At 67.0% G+C, this 13697-nt stretch carries 13 protein-coding genes and 2 tRNA genes; 9 read left to right on the top strand and 6 right to left on the bottom strand.

From position 1 onward, the window contains the following. Positions 1-105: 105 nt before the first annotated feature. The 3 genes from fadD5 to GOARA_RS04230 are packed head-to-tail and all read right to left on the bottom strand — an operon-like array spanning position 106 to position 3554. Positions 106-1704, bottom strand: a complete 1599-nt coding sequence (fadD5, locus tag GOARA_RS04240; RefSeq protein ID WP_040521726.1) for a fatty-acid--CoA ligase FadD5 — start codon at positions 1702-1704, stop codon at positions 106-108. Between the two features lie 11 nt (positions 1705-1715). Further along, a complete protein-coding gene (locus GOARA_RS04235; RefSeq protein ID WP_007321061.1) occupies positions 1716-2417 on the bottom strand; it encodes a GntR family transcriptional regulator in 702 nt (233 codons plus the stop codon). Positions 2418-2420: 3 nt separating this feature from the next. Beyond that, on the bottom strand, positions 2421-3554 hold the full coding sequence (locus GOARA_RS04230) for an acyl-CoA dehydrogenase family protein (protein ID WP_007321060.1): 1134 nt from the start codon (positions 3552-3554) through the stop codon (positions 2421-2423). Between the two features lie 104 nt (positions 3555-3658). Here GOARA_RS04230 and GOARA_RS04225 point away from each other — a divergent pair, with 104 nt between their 5' ends. The 6 genes from GOARA_RS04225 (at position 3659) to GOARA_RS04205 (ending at position 8109) form a co-directional block, all read left to right on the top strand. Then, on the top strand, positions 3659-4381 hold the full coding sequence (locus GOARA_RS04225; protein WP_007321059.1) for a hypothetical protein: 723 nt from the start codon (positions 3659-3661) through the stop codon (positions 4379-4381). A gap of 47 nt (positions 4382-4428) precedes the next feature. Further along, positions 4429-5235, top strand: coding sequence for an enoyl-CoA hydratase-related protein (locus tag GOARA_RS04220; protein WP_007321058.1), 807 nt, complete (start codon positions 4429-4431; stop codon positions 5233-5235). Between the two features lie 90 nt (positions 5236-5325). Then, positions 5326-5401: transfer RNA gene (locus GOARA_RS04215), tRNA-Asn, on the top strand. A 292-nt stretch (positions 5402-5693) separates the two neighbouring features. Next, a complete protein-coding gene (locus GOARA_RS04210; RefSeq protein WP_007321057.1) occupies positions 5694-7103 on the top strand; it encodes a threonine/serine exporter family protein in 1410 nt (469 codons plus the stop codon). A gap of 106 nt (positions 7104-7209) precedes the next feature. Beyond that, complete coding sequence (locus GOARA_RS19190) at positions 7210-7440, top strand: excalibur calcium-binding domain-containing protein (RefSeq protein WP_007321056.1); 231 nt, start codon at positions 7210-7212, stop codon at positions 7438-7440. A gap of 9 nt (positions 7441-7449) precedes the next feature. Then, positions 7450-8109: an SHOCT domain-containing protein gene (locus GOARA_RS04205; RefSeq protein ID WP_007321055.1), complete on the top strand. Its 660-nt coding sequence runs from the start codon at positions 7450-7452 to the stop codon at positions 8107-8109. A gap of 7 nt (positions 8110-8116) precedes the next feature. Here the strand turns inward: GOARA_RS04205 and GOARA_RS04200 are convergent, their stop codons facing one another. Then, positions 8117-9226 carry a flavin-containing monooxygenase gene (locus tag GOARA_RS04200; RefSeq protein WP_040521725.1) on the bottom strand — a complete coding sequence of 370 codons (1110 nt, stop codon included), beginning with the start codon at positions 9224-9226 and terminating at the stop codon, positions 8117-8119. Positions 9227-9440: 214 nt separating this feature from the next. Between GOARA_RS04200 and GOARA_RS04195 the strand changes: the two genes are divergently transcribed. Beyond that, positions 9441-9932, top strand: a complete 492-nt coding sequence (locus tag GOARA_RS04195) for an FBP domain-containing protein (RefSeq protein ID WP_007321053.1) — start codon at positions 9441-9443, stop codon at positions 9930-9932. 5 nt (positions 9933-9937) lie between these two features. Here GOARA_RS04195 and GOARA_RS04190 read toward each other — a convergent pair whose 3' ends face one another. Next, on the bottom strand, positions 9938-10849 hold the full coding sequence (locus tag GOARA_RS04190) for a sigma-70 family RNA polymerase sigma factor (RefSeq protein WP_007321052.1): 912 nt from the start codon (positions 10847-10849) through the stop codon (positions 9938-9940). Between the two features lie 106 nt (positions 10850-10955). Between GOARA_RS04190 and GOARA_RS04185 the strand changes: the two genes are divergently transcribed. Together GOARA_RS04185 and GOARA_RS04180 are read left to right on the top strand one after the other, a co-directional pair. Then, complete coding sequence (locus tag GOARA_RS04185) at positions 10956-12275, top strand: FAD-binding oxidoreductase (RefSeq protein WP_007321051.1); 1320 nt, start codon at positions 10956-10958, stop codon at positions 12273-12275. Between the two features lie 68 nt (positions 12276-12343). Further along, positions 12344-12417, top strand: a tRNA-Ile gene (locus GOARA_RS04180). Between the two features lie 401 nt (positions 12418-12818). Here the strand turns inward: GOARA_RS04180 and GOARA_RS04175 are convergent. Then, a complete protein-coding gene (locus tag GOARA_RS04175) occupies positions 12819-13541 on the bottom strand; it encodes an IS3 family transposase (protein WP_007321049.1) in 723 nt (240 codons plus the stop codon). Positions 13542-13697: the final 156 nt, after the last annotated feature.

Genomic DNA, 13697 nt, shown 5'->3' with positions numbered 1-13697 from the left:
CTCGCGACGTTGTCTGCGGGGTCTCCCCGCTCCCGTTGTGAGCGTAGTCACCCGCGGGTGAAATTGGAACACGTTACAGTTTGGTGTCGTCGTGCGGGTCGGCGATCAGTGCCGCAGCCCCTCGTCCTTGCTGCCGTATTCGCTGCGCAGCGCGGGTTTGACCACCTTGCCGCCGGCGTTGCGCGGCAACTCGTCGACGATCACGAGATCCTTCGGATGCTTGTACCGCGCCAGATTCTCGTTGAGGAAGGGCTCCAGTTCGGCGAGGGTGAGGTCTCCCCCGTCGGCGACGACCACGACGGCGACCGGTACCTCGCCCCACTTGTCGTCGGCGCGGCCGATGATGGCGGCCTCCGCGATCCGCGGATGGGCGAACAGCGCGTTCTCCACCTCGGCGCAGTAGATGTTCTCGCCGCCGGAGATGATCATGTCCTTGGCCCGGTCGACGACGTAGACGAAGCCTTCTTCGTCACGGCGGACGAGGTCGCCCGAATGGAACCACCCGCCCTTGAAGGCGTCGGCAGTCCCCTGCGGGTTGCGCCAATAGCCGGCCATCAGCTGCGGGCCTCGATAGACGATCTCCCCGACCTCGCCGTCGGGGACGTCGTCGCCGAGCGGATCGACGATGCGCGCCGTCACCGACGCGACGACGCGCCCCACCGAGCCGAGCTTGCGCAACGCGTGCTCACCTTCGAGGACGCAGGTGATCGGCGACATCTCCGTCTGGCCGAACACGGCGACGTTGACGGCATCCGGGAAGGTTTCGTTCATCGCGTTCAGCACCGTGTCCGAGGCGGGAGCCGCACCCCAGCTGATGACCCGCAACCGCAGGTCACGTGGATTTGCCTGCTGAGCGGCGCAGACGGCCTGCCACTGTGCGGGCACCAGGAAGATCGAGGTCGTGCCCTCTGCCGCGAGGGTGTCGAGCAGTTCGTTGGGGTCGAAGGCACCGAGCGGATGGATCACCGACAGCGCGCCGACGTGGAAAAGAGGTGTCATCGCGCCCAGCGCCGCGATGTGGAACATCGGGGCCACGCACGAACCGACGTCGTCCGGGCGCGTACCGAGGGCCTCCAGACAGGTCATGGCCTGGGCCTGCAGGTTCTGGTGGGTGAGCATCGCCCCTTTGGGCTTCCCGGTCGTGCCCGAGGTGTACATGATCAGGGCGACGGTGTCCTCCGGCACGTCGGTCTCCGGCAGATCGGCGGCGTCCTCGTCCATCAACGCCTCGAACGCGAGATGTCCTTCGCCGGCCTCGCCGACGGTGACGATCGCGTCGATCGCTCCGGTGGTCGCGGCCACCGCGTCGGCGAGCGGAGCCAGTGCGGTCTCGATGACGATCCACCGCGCGCCGCTGTCGGCGACGAGGAATCCGACCTCGGCAGGTGCCATCCGGAAGTTCACCGGTACCGGGATAGCTCCGATCAGATTCGCGCCCAGCACGGCCTCGACATACTCGGACCGGTTCAGCATCAGAATCAGGATCCGGTCGCCGAACGCGACGCCGCGACGGTTCAGCGCGGCGGCAAACGCCCGCGTCCGTTCGTCGAGCTGGCGCCAGGTGGTCTCCCTGCCCTGAAAGCGCAGAGCGGGCGCATCCGGTTTCATCATGGCGTGGCGGCGCACCTGGTTGTTCCAGTGATTGCGTCGCGACCGCAGGGGCTCGGCGGCAAGGTCCTCGACGGGTAGCGGGGTGACGGACATGACGTGCGCTCCTATTGTTGTTGGTCTTGCGCGCCGGCCCAGATCCCGGCCTCGGAGAGCCTCGCGATGAGGCGTTGCGCGCAATCGTCGAACTGTCGCTGCACCTGAGCGGTGATCGCCCCCCGGTCGCCGGTCCGGTACGCCTCGATGAGCTTGGCGTGGCTGTCCACCGCGACCGCCCCCCAATCGGGATCGGCGGCATAGAGCCGGTGCGGCGTGTAGTGCGTGGCATTGAGCAGAAACCAGGCGAGTTTGCCGCTGTTGGTGATGCGGTTGTGCGTGCGGTGGAAGTCGAACTCGGCGCCGACCACGCCGTCGATGTCGCCGGCCTCGACGGCCTGCCGCAACCGTGTGTTGCACGCTTCGAGCGCGTCGAGGTCGGCGGCGGTGATCACATCGGCGACGCGCAGCGCGATCTTGACGGCGATCTGGCCCTGCAGCCAGAAGATGTCCTCGACGTCGGTCTTGGTGAGATCGGCGACGACATAGCCCTTGTGCGGGGCGAGGTTCACCATGCCCTCGCCCCGCAGGGTCAGCAGCGCCTCACGCACCGGGGTGACACTGACGCCGAGTTCGGCGGCGGTCTCGTCCATCCGGATGAAGTCGCCCGGCCGGAGGTCGCCGGTCATGATCCGGTGCCGGATCGCGCCGGCGACTTCCTCGGACAGTTGCGGTCGGCGCCGCAGCGCGCCGCCGGTGGTGGACGACGTCACGGATTACAGCCCGTACGTCTTGCCGATAATGTCGCGCTGGATCTCATTGGTGCCACCGTAGACGGTCGAGATGATCGCGCTGCGCATCAACGCCTCGGCGTCGAACTCCTTGGTGTAGCCGTATCCGCCCATCATCTGCATGCCGTCGATGGTCATGGCCTTGGAGACCTCGGTGGCCTTGAGCTTCACCATCGACGCCTCGCGCGGGAACATCTGCGTCGGGTTCGCATCCGCCTTGGCGGCCAAGTTGTAGACGAGCAGCTTGGTGCACTCGATCTCGGTGGCGTGGTCGGCCATCCGATGGCGCAGCGCCTGGAACGTGCCGACGGGACGGCCGAACTGCTTGCGCTCGGTGATGAACTTCAGCGTGTCGTCGAAGGAGCGCTCGGCCAGGCCGAGCTGCATCGCACCGAGGATTAGGCGCTCGGTGTTCAGACCGGACATCAGCTGCCACCAGCCCTGGTTCACCTCGCCGACGACGTACTCGTCGGGGATGAAGCAGTCGGTGAAGTACAGGTCGTTCTGCTCGCGGCCGCCCAGCGTCTCGATCGGCACGATCTCCAGCCCCTTGGTGCCGGCCGGCACGTGGAACTGGGTGATGCCCTCGTGCTTCTTGTCGGTGCGCTCGGTGCGCGCGATCAGCAGGATCGACGAGGCGATGGCCGCGTTCGAGATCCACGTCTTCTGACCGTTGATCAGCCAACCACCGTCGACTTTCTCGGCCTTACAGGAGAGGTTGGCGACGTCGGAACCGGCTTCCGGCTCACTCATCGCGATCGACAGCGAGTCGCCGGCCACGACGTTGCCGAGGACTTCCTTCTTGAGTTCCTCGGTGGCGAACTTCTCGTAAGCGGCCGCGGTGATGAAGGTCGGGCCGATGCCGCCGACCGGGGCCATGCCGCGCAGCGCCTCCTCGAGGAAGATGCACAGTTCGACGTTGCCGGCTCCTGCTCCGCCGTACTCCTCGCCGACGATGATCCCGGCCCAGCCGAGGTCGGCCATCTTCTTGTACAGCTCTTGGCTGTGCGGACCGTCTTGGGTGTACTTGGCGCGCTGCTCGCGGGTGCCGACCTCGCGAGCACAGAAGTCGCGGACGGCTTGGGCGAAGGATTGCTGTTCGGGGGTGAATTCGATCATCGAGTTTGGCCTTTCGTAAGGGGTCGCCCTCATTCCTATCACATATATTTGATAGGAGACAGACTCAGTAGACCGCGATACCGCGTCGCCTACCCTGGTTAGCCATGGGACGCACGACCAAGGACGCTAAGGCGAACGACACCGGTGGCGACGAGGTCGATCACGACTCCCCGTTGTCCGGCGAAGCCTTCCTGACCGTGAACCGCAAGAAGCGGGCACAGGCCAAAGAGGAGGCCGACCGCGAAGCGGCACGCAAAGCGCGCGTCCCCGGGAAGGTCGAGACGCCGAAGCGGTCGTGGCGCTCAGTTGCTGGGGGCGGCAGTCGACGATTGGTGACCGTCCTGGCCGCGCTGGTCGTCGCCCTTGGAGCGACCTCCGTCGGGCTGGGGATCTGGGCACTGCATTCGTCCAATGTCGCCGCCCAAACCGATCCCGCGTCGCGGCACGGACAGGATGCGATGAAAACGGCCCGCGAGTACGTGTCGTCGGTGATGACCTACGACGTGAAGGACTACGGCGCACTAGACCGCAAGATTCGGGAGATCGCCACCACCGACTTCGCCGAGGAATTCATCAAGTCGTCGGCAGACGCGCGCAAGGGCAACACCGCAGCGGGTGCGTCGTCGGAAGCGACGGCCGCCAACGCCGGGATCATCGCCCTCTCCGGCGACAAGGCCGAGGTACTGGTGACCCTCGACCAGAAGATCTCGGCCCCCGGCCTGGCCGAGGCCCTCCCCGAGGGCTACCACCTCTACCAATCCCGCGTGAAAGTCACGCTGGTGCGCGATGGCGACCGCTGGCTGCTCGACGATCTGCAGGTCGTCTGACCCCGGCGCAGAGGGTGGTGTGGATCACCCTGTGCTAGAACGGGTTCGTGACCGACTCTGCTGAACTGCTCGCGACAATCGACGACGGGATCGCCCGCCTCACCATCAACCGGCCGACCCGGATGAACGCCTTGAGCGGGGCGGTGTCGCTCGGCATCCGGGCAGCTCTCGACGAATGGGCGACGCGCGACGACGTGCGGGTGGTCGTGATCACGGGAGCCGGCGGCAGCTTTTCGGCAGGCGCCGACATCACCGATATGGCCGCGGCGAATTCACGCGGCGCGGAGTCCGCCGATGCCCCCGCCGTCGACGAATCGAGCGCGGTCGGCATCATCTCCAACGGCTCCGACCTCGCCCGTTCCGTCCGCGCGATCCCGGTCCCGGTCATCGCCGCCGTCGATGGAGCCGCAGTCGGGATCGGCGCCTCGCTGGCCTTGGGCGCCGATCTCATCTACGCCACCGCACGCTCCTACTTCCTCCTCCCGTTCGTCAACATCGGCCTGATGCCCGACGGCGCGGCCACCATGCTCGTCGCGGCGTCGATCGGCCGGGCGCGGGCCAACGCGTTGCTGATGCTCGGTGAGAAGTTCCGCGCCGCGGCGGCGTTCGATGCCGGCTTGATCACCGAGGTCGTCGACGACGAACCCGCGCTGCGGACCCGGGTCGACGAGGTCGTCGGCAAGCTGGCCGCCAAGTCGCCGTCGGCGCTGCGAACCACGAAGGCCGCCTCCGACGCGATCACCATGGCGGCGTTCGAGACCGCACTGGGCGAAGAGCTGGCCGGACAGACTCGGCTGCTGCAGTCCCCGGAGTTTCAACAGACCCTCGCAGCCTTCGCCAAGCCCGCCGAGTAGCTGTGGCGGCACCCCTTCTGAACTGCTGTTTTGTCCGCAAGTCGGGGCATGCGCTAGAGTCAACATCCGGCTCACCCGAGCCAAAGCCATTCCCCCATAGCTCAATTGGCAGAGCATTCGACTGTTAATCGAACGGTTACTGGTTCGAGTCCAGTTGGGGGAGCCAGAAAGTGGCCCGTCACCAGCGCATTCGCCGGGGCGGGCCATTCTCGTACTCGTCCATGCGAACTGCCGAGCGGTCGGACCGTATAGCGCCCCGTCCGCTCGGCAGTCTGCGCCCGCGAAGTTCGCAGGCTGACCGGGGTGCACTGCGCGATCCGTCCAGACAATCGGAGCCACGAGGCGCATACCTACAATGGGCGAAGCACCCCGGCATCGTCGAAGACAGCCCAGACCAGGGGTGCGCAGTCTGCCTGGGAGCCGCTCGCATCGCGGCCCGCGTTCGAGGAGGTGAACCGGTGCTCGGAGCGATCCGGCGGGGCTGGAACCGCCTGCTGGGCACTCCCCCGGCGACGATCGACACCATCGAGCCGGGCAGCATCGTCATCGCGCCCCGCAAGCCGATCGACCTCCACGACGAAGCCGCGATCACCGAGGTCCTCGACCTCGCCGCCCGGATCGGCGCCCTTCTTCTCGACGCGGGGACGGGCGCGATCGACACGGCTCACCAGGTGGAGTTCGTCGCGGCGTTCTACGGTCTCGAAGACGTCGATGTCGATGTCACCTTCAACACCGTCCTGATCTGCGCCCGCCGGGGCAGCACGCTGCCACCGATCACGTCGTCGCGGTCGGTCAACTACCGGTCGCTGGACTTCACGCGCCTGGCCCAAGTTGACCGGCTCGTGCGGCGGATCCGACGATCCGCTATCGCACCCGCGACCGCCCACCGAATCGTCGACGAGATCACCGCCGCCCCGCACCCGTATCCGCGCTGGATCGCCACGCTCGCATGGGGACTGCTCGCACTGGGCATCGGCATCTACCTGGGCGGCACCTGGGTCGTGTGCCTGACGGCCTTCGCCACCACCGTGGTGATCATCGTCGTCAACCGCCAGCTCAACCGGATCGGCACGCCCCCGTTCTTTCAGCAGATGGCCGGCGGTTTTCTCGCCGTGCTGCCCGCCGCGCTTCTCTACCCGGTCCTGGAAGGAAGCGGCCTCGGTTTCCGGCCGGCCCAGATCATCGCCGCCGGGATCGTCGTCCTGCTCTCCGGGCTCACCCTCGTCGGCGCCGTCCAGGACGCCATCACCGGCGCGCCGATCACCGGAACGGCCCGTGTCACCGAGGTCGTGGTGATGACCGGCGGCATCATGGTCGGCGTGGCGCTCTCGATCCGTTTCGTCGGCCTGTTCGACGTGCACCTGCCGACCATCACGACGGTGGCTCCCTTCGGCGCCGCCGACATCCCCGCGCGCGTATTCGGCGGCTCACTCGCGGCGTTCGCCTTCGCACTGGCGAGTTACGCCGAACGACGTGCGCTGCCTGCCGCATTCATCGCCGGTGCCATCGGCTCCGGGGTTACCGCGAGCCTGTATCTCACCGACCTCGGCCCGATCTTCGCCTACGCGGCCGCCGCGATCATCATCGGCTTCGTCGGCGGCATCGCGGCGCGCCGCTCGCTGACGCCGCCGCTGGTCATCGCCGTCGCCGGGATCACCCCGCTGCTGCCCGGCCTGGCGATCTATCGAGGAATGTACGGCTTGATGACCGACGCGGGGGCTGCCGGAACCCGGGAGATGGCCACGGCTTTCGGCGTCGGATGTGCCCTGGCAGCGGGGGTGACGCTGGGTGAGTTCATCGCACGTACGGTACGAAAGCCCCAGCTGCCTCAGCTCCCCCGCGCTCTGATGCGGGCTCGGCGCCCCTGACCGTCACCGAGGGTCTTTGGGCCCGAACTTCATCGAATACAACAACGGGCATAGCCGGCGCGGCCTATGTTCAGTTGCTCCGGGGGACTGAACGAAGGAGCCTTCGATGACCGTCGTCGCCAAAACCCTCGGTGCCGTCCTGTTTGCCGCTGCGGGCCTTGCCCCATCAGCGGTTGTTGGCACGGCATACGCCGCTCCCCTGCCGGGCGCGACACAGGTGAAGTACTACGAGAACTGTGACGCGGTTCGCGCCGACGGCGCCGATCCGCTTCACAAGGGGCAAGACGGCTACGCCGCGCACCTGGATCGCGACGATGACGGCATCGCCTGCGAATAGAATTAGGCCGTGGGCCTCTTTGACAATCTGTTCGGCAAGGAGCAGCCCGGTCCCGATTGGGTCCGGGGAACCGCGCGCGTCATCGCGTCCAGCGCCCCGCCACACTCTGCGACCTGGGCGAACGTGTCGGCCACCCTGGTCGTGGAGGTTCCCGGTATGCCCGCCTTTCAGACCGACTACAGCAAGCTGAATTGCCGAGTCTCCAAGTGGCCGCACCCCGGCACCGCGCTGCCGGTCGCCGTCGACCCACGCAATCCGCACAACCTCGCAGTTTTTTGGGACGAAGTGGCAACCGGCGCGGACGCCGGTCGCCAGCAGGCGGCCGCGATCGTCGACCACCTGAACCAATCCGGCAACCCTTCACCCGGCGGAGAACAGGGGATGCCGACGACGGCGAACGACGTGATCTCGCAGATCCAACAGATGTTCCCTGGGGCCCAAGTCCACGTCTCAGGCCATGGCGCGCCGTCGCCTCAACCGATGAGCACGCCGCCCGGTGCGCCGGTGCCGCCGCCCAACGTCTCCGTCCACGCCACCCGATCCGATGCCGATCCGGTAGCCCGGCTGGAGAAGCTGGCGAAACTCCGCGACGCCAGCATCGTCACCGAAGAACAGTTCGTCCAGCTGCGGGCGCAGATCCTCGAGCAGGGCGGACTCGACGACGAGTGACGGGCCCTCACCCTGTGAGGCGCTCGTCCGCACCGGCCGCAAGATGCCGGCGCGCGGCCCGCGCCGCTGCCCGTCCCGCCCTCGTCGCACCGAGAGTCGACGCGCTGCGGCCGTAGCCGACGAGGTACAGGCCCGGCATCGTCACGACGCTCACGTCGTCGCGCGCCATCAACACACCACCGCCGGGCTCACGAATCCGCAGTGGAGCGAGGTGGTCGAGGGAGGCTCGGAATCCGGTCGCCCACAGAATGACGTCGACGTCTTCGTGTGTGCCGTCGACGAAGTCGACGCCGGTCTCGGTCAAGCGCGCTAGTGCGCCGCGCGAGACCAGAACGCCGCGCTCGATGCCATCGACATACCGTGGAATCAGCGGCAGCCCGGTCGCCGCGACGACGCTGAGCGGGCGCAGCCCCTGCCGCGTACGCTCGGCGACCCCGCGCTCGACCCTGATCCCCCATTCGGCATCGAATTTCCGGTCGGTCCACCGCGGCGGCCGTCGCGTGGACCACACGGTCGACGCCCCGTGCTGGTCGAGAAGCAGCAGGAACTGCACGGCCGACGTGCCGCCCCCGACGACCAGGACGCGTTTGCCGCGAAAGTCCTCGGGGTCGGCGAAGTCGCGCGTAGTCAGTTGAGAGCCTGCGAATCGTCCCGGATAGTGCGGCACATACGGTCGGTCCCACGTACCGCTGCCGCTGATCACCGCGTCGGAACGGTAGACGCGCTGCGCGTTCGCCGGACCTGTGGCGGTGACGATGAACTGCTCACCGTCGCGAGCCACGGCGGTGACGCGCCACGGCCGGCTGACGCGGAAACCATGATCGTGCTCGTATTGCGCGTAATAGCGCTTCACCACCTCGCGGGCCGGCTCGGCCGGGTCGGGCGGGCCAATCGTCGACCCCGGCAACGGGTACAGCCCGTGCACCTCGTCGAAGGTCAACGCGTCCCAGCGGTGGCTCCACGCGCCGCCGGGCGTCGGGTTCGCGTCGAGGATCTCAAAGTCGTCGCCGGGAACAAGTCCCTCTCGCCGCAGGTGGTAGGCCGCCGAAAGGCCCGCCTGTCCCGCCCCGATGACCAAGACTCGACGTCGGATCTCGGAATGCTGATCGGCCGCCATACTCCTGGCAACGGAATCTCGGGTGCGCGCATTCCGCCCGGGCGCTAGCCTGGGCTCCGTGAGCAACCCGCGAATCGAGGAGTCCGGCGCCTACCGCGCCCACAACAGTTGACCGCGCCCCGAAGCCGATCACGGTGATCGGCGGGTCACTGTTACCTCCATTCGCCCTCCCGGCGCGTCCGCCGCGTCGGCCACCTCCAAGGTTGGTCACCTCATGCAACCACTCACCGAAGCAACCATCCGATCCGCGTTTCGCGGCGCTACGCGCAGCGAAATCAGCCGAGTCAGCTATCCGGACCTCGGCCAGATCGACTTCTCGCGCCTCGAATTCCTCGGTTGGCGCGACCGCAAGATCCCACGCCGCGCCTACCTCGTCGTTGAGCATTCGTCCGGCCCGGTCGCGCTACTACTCACCCGCGCCGAGACCAAACCCCGCGGCCGAGCGATGTGCTCGTGGTGCAACGACGTCAATCTCTCCGACGACGCCGTGCTCTACACGGTGCGCCGTGCCGGAGCGGCCGGTCGCCGTGGCTCGACGTTGGGCGTGCTGATCTGCGAGAAGTTCGGGTGCTCCCGCAACGCACGACAGTTGCCGCCCGCGTATCACGGCGGCACCGACCTCGATGCGGTGCGGGAAGAACGAGTCGCCGATCTGCGGCGGCGAATCCACGCGTTCGTCGACGAGGTTCTCGCCGACGTCAGGTAAGACACCTAGAACGCCACGGGCAGGCCGGCGAGGAGCGCGGCGTCGGCGACGACGTCGAGCCGGGCGATCCGGTCTCCGTCGAAGGTAATCAGATAGAGCGCGTGGGCCGTGCCGTCGTCGACATAGGCCGCAGCGGGCACGCCACCGAGGCTGATCAGCCTGGTGAGTTCCGCGCGTCCGGCGAATACCTTGGCGACGGCATCGCCACCGCGGATCGTGCGATCGAGCAGCGGCGCACCGTACTCCGCGCCGGCCGCGGCCAGCTCCAGAGCAGCGGAGTCGCTGTTCAGCTCGATCTCGGGGTCCAGCAGTTGGAGAAGACCGCCGAAGTCGCCCTCGCGCGCCGCTGAAAGGAATGCCTCGATCGCCGCGGCGCGCCGTTCCCGGACCGCGTTCACGTCGACGGTCCGCAGTCGCGCGCGGGCGCGGGAAGCCAGCTGGCGGGCGGCGGCGGGCGAACGTTCGACGATGGGCGCGATGTCGTCGAAGGACAATGCGAACACGTCGTGCAGGACCAGCGCGAGACGCTCAAGCGGACCCAGCGTTTCGAGCACGACGTCCATCGCTAGCGCCAGATCGTCCGATAGCAGGGCATCCTCGGCCGGACCGTGTTCAACGTTCGCCAGGCCCGACGGCACCGCCTCGTCGTTCTGTTCCTCCAACTCCTCGCGCCTCGTGGCGGAGTGGCGGATCATGTCGACGCAGATCCGCGACACCACTGTGGTCAACCACGCCTCAAGGTTCTCGATCTGGTTGACGTCGGTCCGCTGGAGCCGTATCCAGGCTTCTTGCACCGCGTCGTCGGCGGTCCATACCGACCCGAGCGTGCGGAACGCGATGGCGTGGAGCCGCGGGCGGTGCGATTCGAATCGAGCGGCGACGTCGTCCAGCGTTGGCGCGGGCGGTTCCGGTACCACGAGAACTCCTCAGTTCACGGTTCGTCACATTCCGACGGCCGCGCTCGTCTCAGTGATGAGAGGACGCGAATCGCGTCCGATCACGTCCATCGAGAAGGAGTTACCCGTGACCGTCTACCCGTCCATCATTGTCGATGAGCTGCGCGCGAAGATTCGCGGCGGTGCCTGGTTCAGCGACGACCCCGAGTTCGACGCCCATCGCCGACCGTGGAATCTCGCCGTCGACCAGGATGTTTGGGCCGTTGTCGAGGCGGCCGACGCCGATGATGTCGTCGAGCTTGTGCGATTCGCCGGCGCGCACGGCGTCCCGATTGCCACCCAGCCCAGTGGGCACGGGGCGACCGGCAGGGCCGCCGGCGCCATCTTGCTGCGCACCGGTCGGCTCAACAGCGTTGACGTGGATCCGCTGACGAAGACCGCGCGCATCGGCGCAGGTGTTCGTTCCGGCGATCTGCAGCGTGCCGCAGCCGAACACGGCCTCACCGCACTGCCCGGCAGCTCGCCGGTGGTGACCGTCACCGGCGCCGCACTGGGAGGAGGGCTGAGTTGGTTCGGGCGATCGTTCGGCTGGATCGCCGACAGCGTCGTCGCCTTCGAGGTCGTCACCGCCGACGGCCACGCGCGCCGCGTCACCGCCTCCACCGAGCCTGACCTGTTCTGGGCGTTGCGCGGCGGCGGTGGCGACATCGCCGTCGTCACCGCTCTGGAACTGCAACTGCACCCGGCACCGGAAGTGTTCGGCGGACGGCAACTCTGGTCGGGCGAGCATGCACGACAGGTCGCCGAGGTCTTTCGCACGCTGACGAACTCTGCCCCCGAGGGTCTGACCCTCTGGTACGAGCTGCTGAACTTCCCCGGTGCCGAGCCGATGGTCGCCATCGACTCCACCTACCTGGGCGACGCCGAGACCGCGCGCCGCCTGATGCGCGAGACCGAGCACCTGCCTGCTCCGCTCTCCGACACCCGGGCACCGATCAGCGTCGCCGATCTCGGCGGAATCACCGGCGAACCGACAGAGCCGAGTCCGGGGACGTCGCGCGCGGAACTGCTGACCGATCTCGACGACGCGGCGATCGACGTGCTCGTTGACGAGCCCATCGCGCCGCTCATGACGTTGCAGGTACGCCACCTCGGCGGCGCCTTCGCCCGCCCGAGCGACAGTCCGCACGGACCGCTGTCCGAGCCGTATGCGGTCTACATGTTCGGTGTTCCCGCGACGCCGGAGGTGGAGCAGGCAATTGTCCGTAAGCAGGCCGCCTTTGCTGAAGCGTTGCCGTCGAGCGGCCACAAACCCCTGTCGTTCCTCAACCCGGCAGAGCAGCTGTCCGACGCGCTGCCGCCGTCGTCACTGCAACGGCTCCGTCAACTCAAGGCCACGCACGACCCCGACAACATCATCCGGGGAAACTTCGGCGTCCTCGACTGACGGAGACGGTCCTCGTCGACGTCGAATCGACGGTGACCGGTACTCTTTTCGGCGGGCCTAGCGCCCGCGGGGCGATAGCTCAGTTGGTTAGAGCCGCGGACTCATAATCCGTAGGTCCCGGGTTCGAGCCCCGGTCGCCCCACTGCAAACCGCCTGGTAACAGGCGGTTTCGGTGCGTCTATGCTGGTCAAGCGCGTTGCGTGCTACCCCCGTGCTACCCAAGGTGCGCCGGTTGCGCGGTTGCACATGCGAAGATCAGCGGATGGAGAAGAGCCGCGTGTTCGAAGGGCACTTCGCGTGCGGCAACGGAATCGTTGTACTTCCGGAGGCGCTTGGCGCAACCATCGTCGTCAGCTCGCCATCAGCAACGTTCGAGTTCTCCCTACCCCGAGCCGTGAGCGATCCGGACGAACTCCGGTCCCCTAACTGGACCAGTACACCTCAGGAGCCCGATCAGACCCATAGTGATGGCTTCGATTGGGGTTGGCAGGTCCCCGATAGCCGGTCCAGGCCGTTCTAGAGCCAGTTCCTTGTTGCTGTCGGTCAGTCGATCTCGCAGCCCACGGGGTGGTGTCTGTGGGTGCATCCGGCAGCGTACTCGGCCGGGGTTCGGTAGCCCAGCGCCGAGTGCCGGTGTCGGTGGTTGTGGTCGTCTTTGAAGTCGCCGATGACCACACGGGCCTCGAGCAGTGTGGGCCAGCAATTGCGGTTCAAGCACTCGTCGCGCAGCCGGTTGTTGAACGACTCGATGTACCCGTTGTTCCACGGTGTGCCGGGCGGAATGTAGGAGATCCCCACCGACCCTGCACAGAACTCCCGCAGGGCCTCTGAGATGAACTCAGGGCCGTTGTCCATACGCAGCACTATCGGCGGGCCATCCCAGATCGCGAATGTCTTCTCCAACTCCTCGATCAGGCGCTCGGCGGTGATCGAGCGGTCCACGATGTTCAGCAACGACATCCGGGTGTGCTCATCGACCATCGAAGCTATCTTGACCTTCTTGCCGTCCACCGTGGAATCGAACTGAAAATCCAACGCCCACACCACTTTTGGTGCATCAGCGACGACAATCGGCACCGATGATTGGCCCGCTCGTTTCCGCCGCGGCGCGCGGCGAACCTGCAACCCTTCCTCTTTCCACAGCCGGTGCACCTTCTTCTTGTTGATCTCGATGCCATCGTCGAAGCGCAGGTGCGCCCACGCCCGGCGGAACCCGTGCCGCGGATTCTTGCGGGCATAGGTGCGCAGCTGCTCGCGCAGTGTCATCGCTGGCACGAATCTGTTTGGCCTCAACCTCGCACATTAGATCCAGGATCTCGGGGCTATTGCCTGCGTCGACGGCTTTGGCGAAGTCGTTGACCGTCTTGCTGATCTTGTCGGACTCGCTCATGCCGATTCCCAGGACGAAGTACTGAACCGCCC

Source organism: Gordonia araii NBRC 100433 (assembly GCF_000241265.1).
Classification (GTDB): Bacteria; Actinomycetota; Actinomycetes; order Mycobacteriales; family Mycobacteriaceae; genus Gordonia; species Gordonia araii.
Note: the sequence above shows the minus strand (reverse complement) of the source record. Positions and strands in the feature narration are given on the sequence as shown.

What these genes read in the sequence shown, in the direction of transcription:
- fadD5 (WP_040521726.1), bottom strand. Translation starts at nt 1,704, where the DNA reads ATGTCCGTCACCCCGCTACCCGTCGAGGACCTTGCCGCCGAGCCCCTG.
- GOARA_RS04230 (WP_007321060.1), bottom strand. Translation starts at nt 3,554, where the DNA reads ATGATCGAATTCACCCCCGAACAGCAATCCTTCGCCCAAGCCGTCCGC.
- GOARA_RS04225 (WP_007321059.1), top strand. Translation starts at nt 3,659, where the DNA reads ATGGGACGCACGACCAAGGACGCTAAGGCGAACGACACCGGTGGCGAC.
- GOARA_RS19190 (WP_007321056.1), top strand. Translation starts at nt 7,210, where the DNA reads ATGACCGTCGTCGCCAAAACCCTCGGTGCCGTCCTGTTTGCCGCTGCG.
- GOARA_RS04200 (WP_040521725.1), bottom strand. Translation starts at nt 9,226, where the DNA reads ATGGCGGCCGATCAGCATTCCGAGATCCGACGTCGAGTCTTGGTCATC.
- GOARA_RS04195 (WP_007321053.1), top strand. Translation starts at nt 9,441, where the DNA reads ATGCAACCACTCACCGAAGCAACCATCCGATCCGCGTTTCGCGGCGCT.
- GOARA_RS04175 (WP_007321049.1), bottom strand. Translation starts at nt 13,541, where the DNA reads ATGACACTGCGCGAGCAGCTGCGCACCTATGCCCGCAAGAATCCGCGG.